Source organism: Spirosoma utsteinense (assembly GCF_014282275.1).
GTDB lineage: Bacteria > Bacteroidota > Bacteroidia > Cytophagales > Spirosomataceae > Spirosoma > Spirosoma utsteinense.
This window is the reverse complement of sequence record NZ_VFIA01000048.1, coordinates 1-15,138: the sequence shown is the minus strand read 5'-3', so window position 1 is coordinate 15,138 and position 15,138 is coordinate 1. Positions and strand designations below refer to the sequence as shown.

The 15,138-nt window shown below is 52.7% G+C and carries 14 protein-coding genes; 7 read left to right on the top strand and 7 right to left on the bottom strand.

Annotated features, from left to right (window positions below):
• Positions 1-157: 157 nt before the first annotated feature.
• From FH603_RS24280 to FH603_RS24260, 5 genes are all read right to left on the bottom strand, one after another.
• Positions 158-1,162, bottom strand: coding sequence for an FHA domain-containing protein (locus FH603_RS24280; protein ID WP_186741129.1), 1,005 nt, complete (start codon positions 1,160-1,162; stop codon positions 158-160).
• 216 nt (positions 1,163-1,378) lie between these two features.
• Positions 1,379-2,704 (bottom strand): MFS transporter, encoded by a 1,326-nt coding sequence (locus tag FH603_RS24275; protein WP_186741127.1) that lies wholly within the window; start codon positions 2,702-2,704, stop codon positions 1,379-1,381.
• A gap of 34 nt (positions 2,705-2,738) precedes the next feature.
• Complete coding sequence (locus FH603_RS24270; RefSeq protein ID WP_186741125.1) at positions 2,739-3,524, bottom strand: SDR family NAD(P)-dependent oxidoreductase; 786 nt, start codon at positions 3,522-3,524, stop codon at positions 2,739-2,741.
• 36 nt (positions 3,525-3,560) lie between these two features.
• Entirely contained in the window at positions 3,561-4,637 is a 1,077-nt protein-coding gene (locus FH603_RS24265) for a sugar phosphate isomerase/epimerase family protein (RefSeq protein WP_208493183.1), read from the bottom strand.
• A 13-nt stretch (positions 4,638-4,650) separates the two neighbouring features.
• Entirely contained in the window at positions 4,651-7,209 is a 2,559-nt protein-coding gene (locus FH603_RS24260) for a DUF7133 domain-containing protein (protein ID WP_186741123.1), read from the bottom strand.
• Positions 7,210-7,349: 140 nt separating this feature from the next.
• On the opposite strand from FH603_RS24260, the gene FH603_RS24255 reads away from it, so the two are divergent.
• From FH603_RS24255 to FH603_RS24245, 3 genes are all read left to right on the top strand, one after another.
• On the top strand, positions 7,350-8,135 hold the full coding sequence (locus tag FH603_RS24255; protein ID WP_186741121.1) for an SDR family NAD(P)-dependent oxidoreductase: 786 nt from the start codon (positions 7,350-7,352) through the stop codon (positions 8,133-8,135).
• A 195-nt stretch (positions 8,136-8,330) separates the two neighbouring features.
• Positions 8,331-8,732, top strand: a complete 402-nt coding sequence (locus tag FH603_RS24250) for a T9SS type A sorting domain-containing protein (protein ID WP_186741119.1) — start codon at positions 8,331-8,333, stop codon at positions 8,730-8,732.
• A 216-nt stretch (positions 8,733-8,948) separates the two neighbouring features.
• On the top strand, positions 8,949-9,185 hold the full coding sequence (locus tag FH603_RS24245) for a hypothetical protein (protein WP_186741116.1): 237 nt from the start codon (positions 8,949-8,951) through the stop codon (positions 9,183-9,185).
• Positions 9,186-9,187: 2 nt separating this feature from the next.
• Here the strand turns inward: FH603_RS24245 and FH603_RS24240 are convergent, their stop codons facing one another.
• Positions 9,188-9,718 carry a hypothetical protein gene (locus FH603_RS24240; RefSeq protein WP_186741114.1) on the bottom strand — a complete coding sequence of 177 codons (531 nt, stop codon included), beginning with the start codon at positions 9,716-9,718 and terminating at the stop codon, positions 9,188-9,190.
• 310 nt (positions 9,719-10,028) lie between these two features.
• On the opposite strand from FH603_RS24240, the gene FH603_RS24235 reads away from it, so the two are divergent.
• From FH603_RS24235 to FH603_RS24220, 4 genes are all read left to right on the top strand, one after another.
• A complete protein-coding gene (locus FH603_RS24235; RefSeq protein ID WP_186741112.1) occupies positions 10,029-12,446 on the top strand; it encodes a TonB-dependent receptor in 2,418 nt (805 codons plus the stop codon).
• A 297-nt stretch (positions 12,447-12,743) separates the two neighbouring features.
• Positions 12,744-13,157 carry a response regulator gene (locus FH603_RS24230; RefSeq protein WP_186741110.1) on the top strand — a complete coding sequence of 138 codons (414 nt, stop codon included), beginning with the start codon at positions 12,744-12,746 and terminating at the stop codon, positions 13,155-13,157.
• A 59-nt stretch (positions 13,158-13,216) separates the two neighbouring features.
• Positions 13,217-13,453 (top strand): DUF3820 family protein, encoded by a 237-nt coding sequence (locus FH603_RS24225; RefSeq protein WP_186741108.1) that lies wholly within the window; start codon positions 13,217-13,219, stop codon positions 13,451-13,453.
• 190 nt (positions 13,454-13,643) lie between these two features.
• The gene (locus FH603_RS24220) at positions 13,644-14,393 is read left to right on the top strand and encodes a response regulator transcription factor (protein ID WP_186741106.1); all 750 of its coding nucleotides are present in this window, start codon (positions 13,644-13,646) and stop codon (positions 14,391-14,393) included.
• A gap of 91 nt (positions 14,394-14,484) precedes the next feature.
• Here the strand turns inward: FH603_RS24220 and FH603_RS24215 are convergent, their stop codons facing one another.
• Complete coding sequence (locus tag FH603_RS24215; RefSeq protein WP_186741104.1) at positions 14,485-14,823, bottom strand: hypothetical protein; 339 nt, start codon at positions 14,821-14,823, stop codon at positions 14,485-14,487.
• Between the last annotated feature and the right edge of the window lie 315 nt (positions 14,824-15,138).

Here is a 15,138-nt window from a genome sequence, read left to right as displayed (position 1 = left end):
AGCAAAGTAAACGTGAATGATAGACAGCTCCGCACAAATCCGAGCGTAAGCCTACTTCTGTAACGCCCGGCTAGCGGGGTAAATCCTGAAAGTGCCTGACCACCAGAAACAGAACGAACAGGAGCAGCATAACGACAAGCAGAAAATCGATCATAGCTCAGGCGTTCCGCTGGAAGTTTAACGTGACCATGCTATTGAGCAGTATCTGCGCTTTATCGGGCAGACTGTACCACTGCGGACTGGCTGGCTCAGAGCGGGGGATCAACTGCTCGTTCACCCGGGTTTCGTTTCGGCTGAACGACGCCAGTTCGAACGAGCTGGTAGCGTCATTGTAGCGGATTCGGGCATGGGGGTTCGATACATAGGCCGACTCGACCAGCAGGTAGTTGGGAAAATGCTGGTTGTCGGGCTCTTTGCGGGCCACCACGATCTCCCGGTCGCGCATCAGGTAGGTAGCCTCTTTGTTCAACTCCGCGATGTAATAATTGATCTCCGCCAGGCCCGCACTCAGGCTGCGCGGCAGTGCCGGTGAGCCGCTTGCCGTGGCCCCCACGACGGGAACCCGCTGGGAGGCCGGGGCGGGTGATTGAAAATTGAATTTTACGACAAACGCCCCCGGTTCCCGAAAATCGATATGCTGGAAAGTATGCAGGTCGACATCCACTTTTTCGTAGCGGTTCGTTTGCTTCACCCGACGCGTCACGTTCAACTTCTCTGCCGATTGGCCCTGTACGTTGCCGGGTAGTATGCCGGTCAGCGCGCCAACGACTTTAACGTCGGCAGGATCAACCGGTTCTCCACCAAATTCCCGACCCGCGCCGAACTTGAAAAACCAGCTCGACGCCACCGGCGATATGCGCTCGTATGGCTCCTTCTGCTGATCGATGCACTGTTTGAACGCGTCGACGGCTTCGTTGACAATCACCGGAAACGCATTCTGGCGGGCCTCATACGTTTCGGGATGCAGGATGATGAGAAAATGGGCGTTAAAGAGCATACTCGACCCAACCGATTCACGGCCGATCGAATCCTCAAACGAGGCAACCAGTTCGTCCAGAATACGTTTGTTGGTAACGGCCGCTGCCTGAGCAGGTGGTTGCTGGCTGGGGGGTACAAGCAGGTTTCCCAGCTTACCGAGCCAGCCGCCTGACTGATTTGACATGTGTGTAGGTATTGAGGAGGTGTTCCACCACCTTAAACGACGACCCGACCCCGTTTCGTTGATTGTTCAGGTGCTATTTCTACGATTAAGCCGTTTTGATGCCGGTTTGTTTTGCGTAGAATATACGGGTACACACAGCGAATGAACTTATCGCCCCCATTTCAGACAGATCTGGTCGAACCGATCCTTGTCATTCCTGACACTACCCCCCGGAATTTATTCCCGAATAAGGGTGGGCTGGCTGTCCCGCGTGACGACGCGTTCAATTTTCCCCACCAGGAAAATATATGAACTGGCACCCACCAATCCCAGCGCCCCGATAAATACCAGCGCTGGCTTGAAGTCCCCCTCTTTGGCCAGGTAGCCAATGACGATAGGCACAACGATCGAAGCCAGATTACCCATAAAATTGAAGACGCCCCCGGTCAGACCAATTAAATGTTTAGGTGATAAGATGGAGACGAACACCCAGGAAATCAGGGCCATACCTGAACCAAAAAAGGCCAGTGCCAGAAAAAAGATGATCAGCGCGGTATCGTTCGTGTAGTTGGCCCCGATGATACTCACCGATAACAGCAGTCCCGCGATAATGGGCGCTTTCCGGGCCGTGCCGACCGACCATCCCTTTTTCACCAGATTGTCGGAAATGAATCCGGATAACAGTAACCCCGCACAGGCGGCCAGGAAAGGTACCGACGCCAGGTAGCCGGATTTGATGAAGTCGAGGCCCCGGTACTTGACGAGATAGGTTGGAAACCAGGTCAGAAAAAACCAGAGTGTTGCATTGACCGAAAACTGCCCGATATAAACCCCCCATAACGTCCGGCTGGAAAATACCTGTTTCAGATTCCTCCATTGCCACACCTGCCCCTGCCCGGCATTCTTTTCTTTCTGCCGAAACAGCCCACCGCCCTGTTCAATATGATCCAGTTCGGCGGCATTCACCCCCGGATGGTCCAGGGGGTCGCGGTAGAACAGGTACCAGACAACGCCCCAGATCAAACCAACCAGTCCGGTTGTTACAAATAACCCTTTCCACCCGGCATAGTATTGAATGGCGGTCAGCACGGGCGTCAGGAAAGCCAGACCAATGAACTGGCCGGAGACATAGAGGGCAATGGACGAGGCCCGCTCATTATCGGGAAACCAGCTCGTGACAATACGATTATTGATGGGATACGAAGGCGCTTCGAAGGCACCAGTGGCCAGCCGCAGGGAAAATAACGAGGCAAACCCCCGCGCAAAACCCTGACATACGGTTGATATCGACCAGGTAATCAGACAAAAGGCATATAAAACCCGGGGACCAAAGCGGTCGGCAATGAGTCCACCGGGTATTTGCAGAAGCGCATAGGTCCACCCGAATGCGGAAAATATCCAGCCCAGCTCCGCCGACGATAATGTCAGGTCTTTGCCAAGGGCCGACGCTGCGACCGACAGATTGGCCCGGTCCAGGTAGTTGATAACCACGTTGACAAATACGAGTGCCAGCATTCGGTAGCGAATCCGGGTTGGTTTGGCGCTTCCGCTCAGCTTTTCCATGGTCAATAACTCGGTTTAGGAAAGGGGTATAGGTTTATCTGGCCGTCCAGCCACCATCCACGGTAAGCATGGAGCCGACCATAAAGCTACTCGCATCACTGGCCAGAAAAATGGCGGCTCCCTGAATTTCACGAAGCTCAGCCCAGCGTCCCAGGGCCGTGGCCCCAACGATGAAGGTCTTCGATTCCTCGGTATCGGCAATGGGAAGGTTCATCTCGGTCAGGAACGGACCCGGACAGATGGCGTTGACGTTGACATTAAAGGCCGCCAACTCCAGTCCCAGCGCGCGCGTCATCTGCACAACGGCCCCTTTACTGGCCGTATAGGGGGTTCGGTTTGCCAGGCCCACCAGACCAAGTGTACTGGCGAGGTTGATGATTTTGCCCCGCCCAGCCTGTTTCATATAGGGCGTTACGGCCCGGCAGCTAAGCCAGGTACCCGTTACATTCACGTCCATCACTTTCGCGAAGTCTTCGGTCGTCACCTCATCGATAGCACCCCGAATGTTGATGCCGGCGCTGTTGATGAGGATATCGATTTGTCCGAATGCTTCCATAGCCGCTTTGGCCATGGCTTCAGTTTGGGCGGCCTGGGTGATATCGGCCGGAAAAGAAATAGCGTCCGCCCCATAATCGCGGGCCAGTTCAGCGGCAGCGGCTGCCCCTTCGTCCGCATTTCGGTTCACCAGCATCAGCCGGGCACCCGCCGACGCCAGCCCGGCGGCCATCGCAAAACCCAGCCCCTTTGACCCTCCTGTAATAATGGCGGCTTTCCCGCTCAGATCGAACTGTTTGATACCTGGCAATAATTCCTGCGACATAATCTCTACTTAAATTGATGGATAAGGTTGTACCAGTCACTTGAGCGCTAACCGGTCCTTACTATACGACAGGCAATCGATAATGTTTCGCTCTTCGGCAGCCAGCCGGTCTTCAGCACTTAACGGCGACATTCTGGGTAGCGGGGCTGCGGCCTTGTTTTGGCGGGCTACCCGCAGCGCTCGGGCCAGGTCGGCAGCGGGTACCGAGGCAAATGTTGCCCAGTAGTCGGTCGTCAGGCATGGAATTTCCAGCGGGTCTCGGGTGATCATTTCCAGGTTGAAGGTAACCGAGGGGTTTTTCTGCCGGCAGATAGCCACCATTTTGGGAATGTCCAGCATTCCTTTGCCAAGCGGCACCTCCGACAGCAGGAAGCCATTGGCGTACTCTTCCACGGCCATGTCCTTCACGTGGGTGCTGAACGTATACGGTGCCAATGCCTGCACAACGTCCATGGGGTCTTCGACCAGGGCGATGTTGTTCCCGAAATCCAGCGTCGCACCGATCCATTCGCTATCGAGCTGTTTCAACAAGGCAACCAGTTCCGGTGCCCGCCAGTCTTTGTGGTTTTCAACCGCCAGTTTGATTTTATGTTTGCGGAGAATGGGCTCTGCGAGTTGCAGGGAAGCCAGGGCGTTTTTCCTCAGTTCCGCGAAGGCGTCGGCCGAATGAAGAATCTCATAGCGCCGACCACCCGAGCATACGGTTCGGACGATGTTCATGCCCGCGGCTTTTGCCCGACTGATCTCCTGGTCGAAGGCTGCTACCTCGTCGGCTTTTTTTGGCAGGCCAATCGACCCCTCCACGTACATAGCATACGTCTCGCTCCGGGTTCGAACGCTGCGGGCAAAGTCGTCGGTCCAGTCTTTGATCACCACCTGAATACCCCCCGCCCCGATCTTGTGGCAGTGGTCAAGCAGGTCGAGGGCCGATGTAAAGCCGGGATAGGTTTGGCTGCCCACTTTGGAGTTCCACCGGTTTCCATACGAGTGAACGACCACACCCATTCGACTTACCGAGCCAGCGGCCGGTATTTCTGGCAGGGCAAGCACCAGGGCCCCGGCCGTCGACCGCTCAATAAACGCCCGTCTGCTGATCGGTTGATACGCTTTCATACGTTGCTTCGATTTATTTGCCAGCTTCTTCGCTGGTCTGGCTAACATAAGTGTTCAGTTCTTTGGCCGTCCAGGGGACAACCCGCCCCTGCGAAGTCACACGCGTGGCCCCCACCACGCGTTTCCCGATCGGCCCGGCCTGATTGCCCCATTCGTTCCGGATGTACATGAGAATAGCCGTGATCGAGGCATCGTCCATGGTTGAGTGGGCGGGCATGACCGGCAGAATATCGGGAGAATTGTAAACTTTTCCGGCGACATCCACCGGCCCTTCCATTCCATGCAGCAGAATCAGCGCCAACCGCTTTCCGTCGCCCAGCACCCAGTGTGAGCCTATCAGGGGCGGGGCAAATCGGGCCATGCCTTTCCCGTCGGTACCGTGGCAACCCGAGCAGGTGCTCAGGTAGAGCTGCCGACCCGAGGCAAACAACTTCTGTTCCTCGGCGTTGAGCGGATTGACGGTGGTCACCAGTTGCCGATCGACGGTATGGCCCGGCCACTCGAAAAGGGAAGCCACCTTCACCAGTCGGGACGGCTCGATCAAACTGGCCGACTGGGTCAGTATCCGGGGGGCTTTGGTCAGCACTACCGGCTGTTTTTTGTCTGAGTTGGCCCCGGTAGACAAACCCGCGACCACGGCCTGCTGCTGCCAGCTGAGTTTGCCCGTGTTATCTTCCAGCATGGTTAACAAAGCCGTCAGTTCGCCAGGATTGCGTTTCCGCACCAGGGCCGTTGTCAGCATCTCCAGCAGTATTTCTTTCGCTGGCTCCTGCATCTGCCAGCCCGGTGCCCGCCAGAGCCGCTGTAAAAAAGTAAACTCACTATCCTGAAGACTGCTCAACACAGCGTCCCGCATCAGCGGGGTGCTGGCATACCGGCTAATGAGATTCGCTAACAGCTGGTGTGCTGTCGGCGTGTCAAGCACCTGGGCTGACAAAGCCATTTGCAGGGCCTGAGCGCTGGCCGCGTTCTTTTCCTGGTTCAGCAGCGCCTGACCCAGGGCTACCCGAACGGTTTTGTCGGCTTTGGCAAAGGGCTCCAGCATCCGGATCGCCGTAGACTGAATAAGGGGGTTGGGGTCGGCGACTAAGCTGAGCAGCACGGCTGACTGATTACGCTGCATGCCGTTCAGGGTCCATAACGCATGGAATCGCGCCAGTTGATTCTTTCCTTTCACGGCCAGGTCGGTTAATGCCTGGCGCGTGTCGGCCTCGTTCCGATCGATCAGAAGCCCCTGCGCCATATCCCGATACCAGCCGTCCGGGCTTGAGAGGTAGCCGATCAGTTCCTGCGACGATGCCGACCCGAGTTTTTTTGGTTGTGTCCGTTTCCAGTTCTGGGGCACCACACGCCAGATGCGCCCCCGGTTGACTGGCTGGACCAGATCACGGGTTAGTGTCTGTTCCTTCAGGTAGGGTGTGATGTAGGCACTATGCTGAATCAGGCCCCGATACATGTCGGCCACGTAGAGCGCCCCGTCGGGTCCCGTCGTCAGGTGTACCGGCCGGAACCGTTCATCCGTCGACGCCAGAAACTCCCGGCCCGGATGCGGATCACGCGCCGTCACCAGTGCGCCGTTTTCACTCATCACATTCCGCTTGATGAGGTTACCCGCCGGTTCACACACGAACACATTGCCCGCATAGTCGGCGGGCAGGGCCGTTCCCCGGTAAACGAGTGGCGAGCAGGCGGCCGTAAATTCCAGCAGGCGGCCCTCTTTATCCAGCGTGCCGGGAATATAACCCCGGTTCACGGCCGGATTGGACCGGACAGGATAAACCCGCCGATCGATCGTAAACCCCTGATCGATGCCGGTAGTAGCGGTATGGTGTTTGTTGCGGGACAGGTAGTTGGGCGGAACCAGGTCGCCGTGCAGTTGCGACCAGTTGTAATTGTAATAAAGCCGCCCCTTATCGTCGTGGCTTATCCCCCACTGTCCCCGAAACTCGGTGCTGTCGCGTTGCCAGCTTCCTTTGACCAGCTGATAGCGAAACCGGGATTTGGCGTTGTAGTACCAGTTGTCGAGACCCCGCCACAACCCGTTACCGGCATGTTCGGGCAGGGCGCTGCCGGCGTAGTCTTTGTCGATAAGGGTTTTAGAATCGGCGATCAGGTCATTGTTCCGGTCCTGAGTCAGCCAGAGTGCCCCGTTTTCGGCGATGAGGGCACCCCCCGGAACCAGGGCCAGCGCCCTCGGCATGATCAGACTATCTATATAAACGGTACTGACGTCCATCTGGCCATCGCCGTTGGTATCTTCCAGTACTGAAACGCGCCCAACGGGCTTGTTCTCTCCCGCCCCGTCGATCGTTGGCATAAAGCCCCTCATCTCAACGACCCAAAGCCGACCCTCCTTATCGAAGGTGATGACCACGGGGTCCTGAACCATGGGCTCCGAAGCAACCAGTTGCACCGTCAAACCGGGCTCAACCTGAAACATAGCCTGTTCTTCTGCCGGAGTCCGGGCCGGTGAAGGTCCGTCGAAGACAGAGCCAGGCAGATTGATCGTGAAGCTTGCCAGACCCAGAAGGCCTGCACAGAGTAAACAGACAGAATAAGCAGGTTTGACCATACGACGGGGAGAAGTGCCTTTCACTTCGGTGAAGAAAAGCCACTTATGTTTACCAGATACTCCTATAAGTTCTACAAATTTTACAGTGACAGTAGGAGATTCCACCACCCGATTCTCTTTAAGACCCTAAAAACAGGTGTATGGAACAACTTGATGCACACGGCCATAGAAACACAAATAGGTTTGCCAGCCAGGTGGCTATCGTTACCGGAGGGGCAGACGGTATCGGGAAGGGCATTGGCACCAGGCTGGCCGCCGAAGGAGCCCGGGTTATCCTGTTCGACATCAACCGTGTTCTGCTCGAACGTACCGTTGCCGAATGCAGCGCCCGGGGGTATGCGGTAACGGGGCAGGTTGTCGACATAGGCGTGGAGGCATCGGTCGAGGCAGCCATACAGGCCGTGCTGGAAACAACCGGGCGGCTCGACATTATGGTCAATTCGGCGGGTATAGTCGGGCCAACCAACACGAAGATTACCGACTACAGCGTCACCGATTTCGATTCGGTCTATACCGTCAACCTGCGGGGTGCGTTTCTGATGACCAAATGGGCTGTCAAAGCCATGGAAGCCAATCGATACGGGCGAATCCTGCACATCGCATCCATCGCGGGCAAAGAAGGCAATCCTTTCATGGCTGGCTACTCGTCCATGAAAGCCGGTTTGATCGGCCTGGTAAAAGGGGTTGCCAAAGAATACGCCGAAGCGGGGATTACCGTAAACGGGCTGGCTCCGGCAGTCATTAAAACAGCTATGAATGAACATACCGCACCCGAACAACTGGCCTACATGACGGCCAAAATACCTATGAAGCGCCTGGGGACGATTGATGAAGTAGCGTCCCTTGCTGCCTGGATCGTGTCTGGCGAGTCGAGTTTCACCACCGGGTTTATATTCGACCTTTCAGGCGGGCGTGCTACCTATTGACCGCTTTTGACGGGTACAGACTGTTTCTGACGATATACCGTTCCATCAGTCGATGCTGGATTTGAACCACTCATCCAGACGATCGACCGCTCCGGTAGTTTGCAATACATAGTACCATAGTCTGCCCTTATCTTTGTTTCACCAATCGGGAATAACCCGACTAGCAGATAACCAGATTATAAACACATAGAAATCATGAAATCGCTCATCAAACCCCTTTTCCTCGCTCTCACAGTAAGCCTAATCACCCTGTCGTCTTCCTTCGCAACAGTGAAACCCGGTGATCGTCGCCCTGGCGCTGCGGCCTACAAAACCGGAATCTACTCCACCGCTGCGGGTAAGCTCAATATTGCGCTGGATAAAGAAACGGGTGGGGCCGTCGACATCCGGCTAAAAAGCAGCAAGGGAGATGTACTGTTTGCGCAACACATTGGGAAAAACGAGACATCCTCGCGTATCCGTCTGGACGTCAGCCAGCTTCAGGATGGCCTTTATGAGGTAGAAATTACCAACGGCGTTGAAACGGCCACCCATAAACTGACGCTGGCTACGCAGCCCGTCGATCAGCCTGCCGGTCGTCTGGTCGCTATCAAGTAAGGCCAACCCGGCAACCGGATTTAGACGGTACGATCAATCAGCCATATTTGTTATTCGTCACTTGCTTACCAGCATTACAGCGGGTAGGCAGGTGACGAATAAGTTGGTACCGCTCATACACTAGTTAACAGCTTTTACCGGATCCAGTTGTCAATTTTACAGTCATAACCAACCGGGGCTGCCCACACCCGCATTGCCTTGCGGATACGTCACTACATGAAAAAGAGAAATTTATGTAAACTGCTTACCCTGTCCTGCGGCCTACTCGCGCTGATTCTCCACATCGCAACGGATTTTATCAACTGGGCAGGCCACGATGCGCGGCCAATTGGTATAGCCCTGGGCTTAGTTAGCGCCATCTTCGGGGCCCAGTGGGTCGAGTACCAAAAGCGGCTGGATGCCACGGCGAGCCAACCTGGCTGGCCGGTCTGGCTGCGTCGGCTGCTGTACTAAATTTAAAAATCCCTGATCTCTTTTCGAGCTTTCCAGGAGGTAACAGCGGGAGGACCACCCCCACAAACCCGGCACAGGTAGACAATCTCCGTCGACCAGCCCCGATCGACATTACCCACCGCCAGCGTAATCTGTGTTCGGGGCGTTAACCAGTTGATTTGCCGACCATCTCCCGTTTTAATGGGTTTACCGGGGCCATATTTCTCGGTCAGTTGTCCCTCAAACTCACTGAAAGCGGCCAACACATCCGCTTTCGTCACCGATACAGTGGCGTAGTAATAGTAGGTCGCCGACAGCAGTGAATCACCATTGAAGTCATACTCAAGCCCAACGGTTCGATCGTTCAGCGGTATGCGGCTATAGACCAGTTTATCCCTCCGCACGGACGTGGGCTTTTGTGGCTCAGCTTCTCTAACCTGCGGGCGGGGCATACCCCACCGGATCTGGCGTAGGTCAGGCAACGCCTGTGCAAAAAGGCTGGCTGGGGCGGTACTACAAAGCACGAATAGCAGGAGGAGGCTTTTGTTGAGCATATAGGCGTCGTTAGTTCAGTAGATAAATCGGCCATTTTTGAGACGAATCGAACTACGGGTCCGTCGCCGGTCTTTACCCATACCCGATCCCTGGCTGCCGTATGTACACCGTAGCTCTCTTTTTTGTTTCGATTGTAGCGATGGCGACGAGCCCAAACCTAGGCCGCGTATATAGGATCGGGTGTTTTTTTCGCACCTTACTGGACGAAAGGCGCGAAACCGGTGGTAGATGCACAGCCGCACTGCCTTTACGTGCTGAATACGCATTCAACCTTCAGTGACCCCCAGTCCCGGCGATATTTACTCAACTATGTTCCAGACCGTTACCAATCGGCTCTTTTTTTGCCTGCTTCTATTACCACTGGGCTCGCTGGCCCAATCGACATCGACAGCCTGGATCCGGGGGACACTAGTCGACGAGAAAAAAGTAGCGATTCCGTTTACGACCGTCACCCTCCACCGTACCACCGATTCTGCGCTGGTAACCGGCGTCGTTGCCGACGAAGCGGGGGTATTCGGTTTACAGGCAAAACCGGGTCAGTATTTTCTTAAACTCAGCGCGGTGTCCTACCGGGAGAAAATAATTCCGGCAATAAATATGGGCGCTCAAGACAGGCAGTTGGGGAGTCTGATGCTGGTAGCCAGCGCTAAACGACTGGATGAAGTCATTGTCATGGGTGAAAAGAGCCAGATGGAACTAGCCCTTGACAAACGAATTTTCAATGTGGGCAAGGATTTAGCCAATGCGGGCGGTACAGCTTCCGATATTCTGAAAAATATTCCGTCGGTTGCCGTTGACGGCGACGGCAATGTTAGCCTTCGGGGTAGCAACAGCGTTCGGATATTAATCGACGGAAAGCCCTCGGGACTGGTCAGTTTCAAAGGTGGAAGCGGCCTTCAGCAATTACAGGGCAGCATGATAGAACGCGTTGAGGTGATCACCAACCCCTCTGCGCGTTACGAAGCCGAAGGCATGGGCGGGGTTATCAATATCGTCTTAAAAAAAGAACGGAAAGAAGGCTTTAACGGCTCCTTCGATATCATCACCGGGTATCCCAGCAATTTTGGAGCAGCTGCCAATGTCAATTACCGACGCAAAAACCTGAACTTCTTCGTCAATTACACCGCTTCTTTCCGGAATACGCCCGGCCGTAACGCGTTGTACCAGGAGGTGTATACCAATGATACAACGTTCGTATACCGGCAAAACTCGACAAGCACCCTGAAGGGGCAGAATAATAATGCCCGGGCCGGTATCGACTATTTTTTCAGCCCCACCAGTATCCTGACGGCCGCCTATACCTGGCGGATCAGCAAGGGAAAACGATTCTCGGATATTCAGTATCTGGACTACAGACCCAATACGACCAATGTACTCCAAAGCATCACCAATCGGACCCAGGACGAAACCGAAACCGAGCCCAACTCCGAGTATGTAGTAAGCTATCGGAAAACGTTTGCCCGACAGGGCCATGAACTTACCGCCGACGTTCGGTATCTGGACAACTGGGAAAAGTCAGACCAGCTGTTCACCCAGCAAACGTTTCTATCTGATGGCAACTCGTCCGGCATTCCCAACGTCCTGCAACGGGCACTCAACGATGAAACCGAAAAGCAGTTGCTGTTTCAACTCGATTACGTCCGCCCCTTTGCTAAGGATGGCAAACTGGAAAGCGGTCTGCGGCTAAGCGCCCGCGACATGACCAATGACTACTCGGTTACCCAGCAGAATACCGACAATAGCTGGACACCCCTGCCGGGCCTGACCAATGATTTCCTGTATGTCGAAAAGATCAATGCAGTATATGGTATCGTAGGGAACAAAGTTCGTAAGTTCTCCTACCAGCTGGGGTTGCGGGCCGAGTGGACCCAGGTAACGACAACCCTGAAACAGACCAATGATGTCAACCCCCGTAGTTATGCCAACCTGTTCCCGAGTGTTCACGCCACCTACGACCTGCCCCGTCAGCATGCGCTACAGCTCAGCTATAGCCGCCGGGTTCGCCGACCGCAGTATAATGACCTGAGTCCCTTCATGACGTTTAGTGATAACCGTAACTTTTTCAGCGGCAACCCCGATCTGAATCCGGAATTTACCAATGCCTTTGAAGTAGGTCATATCAAATATGTGGAAAAAGGGTCGATGAGTTCATCGCTTTACTACCGGCATACAACGGGCAAAATTCTTCGAATACGCCAGGTCGATGAAGCCGGCAACTCAACGACACGGCCCGAGAACCTAGCAACCGAAGACTCCTACGGGGCCGAGTTTACAGGGTCGTATGCTCTTTATAAATGGTGGAAACTCGACGGCAGCGTAAATTTCTTCCGGGCTATCACCAATGGCGGTAACCTCGATGCAACCTACCAGAGCGATACTTACAGCTGGTTTACCCGGCTGACTTCCCGCTTTACAATCTTCAAAAGCACCGATTTTCAATGGCGGGGTAATTACGAAGCCGCTCAGAAAACACCCCAGGGCACCCGGAAAGCCATTGCTACCCTCGACCTCTCGCTCAGCAAAGATGTACTCCGAAATAACGGCACGCTGGTGCTCAACGTCATCGACGTGTTCAACTCCCGACGGTACCGGTCCATCACGGAGGGTAGTAATTTCTATACCGAGACAAATTCCCAGGGACGGTTGCGACAGATCAACCTGACATTTAATTACCGGCTCCATCAGGCTAAAAAGAAAATGAAAGAACCCGGTGAAGGCGAGTTCTAACGGGTTCTTAATTTATTTATTCCAATTGCGCCCGGTTAAAAATACCGGCGAAAACCTCATCTCAGAAACCAATAAATTGACTTATCGGTAGGATAGGCTTGGTCGTATCTAAATCGATGGTTTTCAGAAATTTAATAGAACAGGTTACCGGTAAGCTTGTGTAAATAATTTTATGTTGCGTCCCTAAAAAATAAAAATAAAGATCATATTTTGTAGATTTGCTTTCTTAGAAAAATCCTCTTGTCCTATGGTTTATAATTTTACTATAGGAATTTATTACTTTACCGTAACAGCCCAATGGAAAAAGATTCTACCTACTCTGTTTTCGTTGCCGATGACGACGACGATGACCGGTTTCTGATGAAAATTGCTTTTGACAAGTGCTGTCCTGAAGCGAAGATTGAATTTGCCGTCGATGGATTGGACTTATTGTCAGCGCTGGAGCAGTCGCCCTCGCATGCCTGCCTAATTATCCTCGACCTGAACATGCCTCGCCTGAACGGGTTCGACTCCCTTAAAATACTTCGCGCGTCAAAAACCTATCAGTCGACGCCTATCATTGTCTTTTCAACCTCAAGCAGCGAGCGTGATATCCAGAAAGCGCAGCGTATGGGTGCCAACGAATATCTGGTCAAACCTATTGACATAATCTCGTTGTGCAACATGGTCAATAAACTAAAAGTGGACTGGAATCTGGTCGACTGCCAGTAGTTGCTTTCCAGACTGGCTCTGGCTACCGATCGCCCGTCTTTTCACCAATTGCCTATCCTATGGCCGAAGAACTCCAGGCGGGAAACCCGGATCTGCTGAAAGAGCTGATCCATTACACCATGCCCTTTGGCAAGCATAAAGGGTGTCTCATCCGAACCCTGCCAATGGCCTATCTCGAGTGGTTTGTTCAAAAAGGGATGCCCGCCGGAAAGTTGGGTATGCTGCTGCAAACCATGTATGAGATCAAGTTAAATGGATTGGAGCACCTGCTGGATCGATTGCAAAAAAGCAGGTAAGGGTTAATCAGGAGTAGCCACTACTTCAATCCAAAATTTTTGACCATTCAAGAGAAACTTTATTGTTATTATACCGGGGATAAGGAAATTGTAATTAATTCAAATTGGTCAGACCATTCCTATAGTACAACCTTATGTGTACGGTAAATGCAATAGGTATATAGATTACGTATCACTGACCAAACTGCCTATGGCCAGAATTTTAGTGGTTGAAGACGACGTTCAACTCAGGGAAAATATACAGGAACAACTGGAGCTTGACACGCATGAAGTCAGGGCAGCCGCCAATGGACGTCAGGCGTTGGAGTTATTGCCGTCTTTTGTCCCGGACTTGATTGTTTGCGATGTCGTAATGCCCGAAATGGACGGGATCGAATTCATCCGGGTTCTGAAGAATAGCCTCGACTATCGATCGATACCCTTCATTTTTTTGACCGCAAAAGCTACACAGCAGGACATGATCAATGGTCTCGAAGAAGGGGCGTTCGATTACCTGTTCAAACCGTTTTTACGCAGAGAATTGATATTGAAAGTTAACAACATTACACGACAGCAAGCCGACAGAAGCCGCTATCAGCCACGGGAGGTAAAAGAGGAGTCTGGCTTTCAGTTCATCACCCAGTTTAACACCCAGTTGAGCCAGCAGTTTGGCAATGCCTCACTGACTGCCGAAAAGATGGCTGAAGCGTTGAACATGAGCCGTTCGGCTTTTCAACGGAGCCTTGTTACGTTTTTCGGGAAGAATTTCAGCGAAATCGTTAAAGAATACAGATTGCAAAAGGCAACGACCTACCTGGTCCAGTCAGATCAAAGCATACAATGGATTGCCGACCGATGTGGTTTTAGCAGTTTATCTTACTTCTCCGTATGTTTCAAGAAAGCTACGCAGACTTCGCCACTTTCATTTCGATTGAAAGCCCGCCAGAATCTGAATTCGTGAACGGGATAACAGGTACTGTAAATTCATTAGGTTCAATCGATACCTCCCAACTACTACTCCATACGGTTCGTAGCCGGTGACGGATATACGTTTACGAATGGCTCTGCTGGCTGATCAGAATACCTACGGATTGATTCAGCTTTTTCATTGTTTCTACGTGCTTGCTGAAAATAGCTTGTTTTATCATCTCCGAGTTCGAGCCTGTTTCGTCCAGCTCACTCATAAAATTTTCCAGGGTATGGGTCAGCTCCTGCTTCAGATAGCAACAATGTTGTCTGTGCTCGACAGTAATCGACGTCGACTGACTTAATAATAAACTGATAAGCTGATAATTACTGTACATCTCCTGAACCTCCGACTCCCAACTTGCCTGCTTGATCAGTTGTGTCGTTACTGCCGTAACAGAAAATCCTGTAGTGTATAAATTCATATGTATTTTAAGGGGTAACCGGTGGGTGTTAAGTGTCGAACTAATTTGTAGATCGTATTAATAGATTACTTGACGAAGGTAAAAGATTGTTTTTTTAATTTTTTGCCTCTTTTTTTAAATATATATAGTAAAATATGAAAATAGACAACCCCATTCCTTTAAAGACACCCCTGGTAAACCAGTTGAACACCCATTTTTAACTTCTTATACTAAATCAAATTCAATAAGTCGTATCTTTGGTTATGGATTACGCTACTAAAATCAGCCAGACCGTTGACGAACTGCAACAGCTTGAAAAACAGCAGACTAATGTCG

Bases quoted from the DNA above. Each gene is read 5' to 3' on its own strand.
- FH603_RS24280 (WP_186741129.1), bottom strand. From the start codon at position 1,162: ATGTCAAATCAGTCAGGCGGCTGGCTCGGTAAGCTGGGAAACCTGCTT.
- FH603_RS24275 (WP_186741127.1), bottom strand. From the start codon at position 2,704: ATGGAAAAGCTGAGCGGAAGCGCCAAACCAACCCGGATTCGCTACCGA.
- FH603_RS24270 (WP_186741125.1), bottom strand. From the start codon at position 3,524: ATGTCGCAGGAATTATTGCCAGGTATCAAACAGTTCGATCTGAGCGGG.
- FH603_RS24265 (WP_208493183.1), bottom strand. From the start codon at position 4,637: ATGAAAGCGTATCAACCGATCAGCAGACGGGCGTTTATTGAGCGGTCG.
- FH603_RS24260 (WP_186741123.1), bottom strand. From the start codon at position 7,209: ATGGTCAAACCTGCTTATTCTGTCTGTTTACTCTGTGCAGGCCTTCTG.
- FH603_RS24255 (WP_186741121.1), top strand. From the start codon at position 7,350: ATGGAACAACTTGATGCACACGGCCATAGAAACACAAATAGGTTTGCC.
- FH603_RS24250 (WP_186741119.1), top strand. From the start codon at position 8,331: ATGAAATCGCTCATCAAACCCCTTTTCCTCGCTCTCACAGTAAGCCTA.
- FH603_RS24245 (WP_186741116.1), top strand. From the start codon at position 8,949: ATGAAAAAGAGAAATTTATGTAAACTGCTTACCCTGTCCTGCGGCCTA.
- FH603_RS24240 (WP_186741114.1), bottom strand. From the start codon at position 9,718: ATGCTCAACAAAAGCCTCCTCCTGCTATTCGTGCTTTGTAGTACCGCC.
- FH603_RS24235 (WP_186741112.1), top strand. From the start codon at position 10,029: ATGTTCCAGACCGTTACCAATCGGCTCTTTTTTTGCCTGCTTCTATTA.
- FH603_RS24230 (WP_186741110.1), top strand. From the start codon at position 12,744: ATGGAAAAAGATTCTACCTACTCTGTTTTCGTTGCCGATGACGACGAC.
- FH603_RS24225 (WP_186741108.1), top strand. From the start codon at position 13,217: ATGGCCGAAGAACTCCAGGCGGGAAACCCGGATCTGCTGAAAGAGCTG.
- FH603_RS24220 (WP_186741106.1), top strand. From the start codon at position 13,644: ATGGCCAGAATTTTAGTGGTTGAAGACGACGTTCAACTCAGGGAAAAT.
- FH603_RS24215 (WP_186741104.1), bottom strand. From the start codon at position 14,823: ATGAATTTATACACTACAGGATTTTCTGTTACGGCAGTAACGACACAA.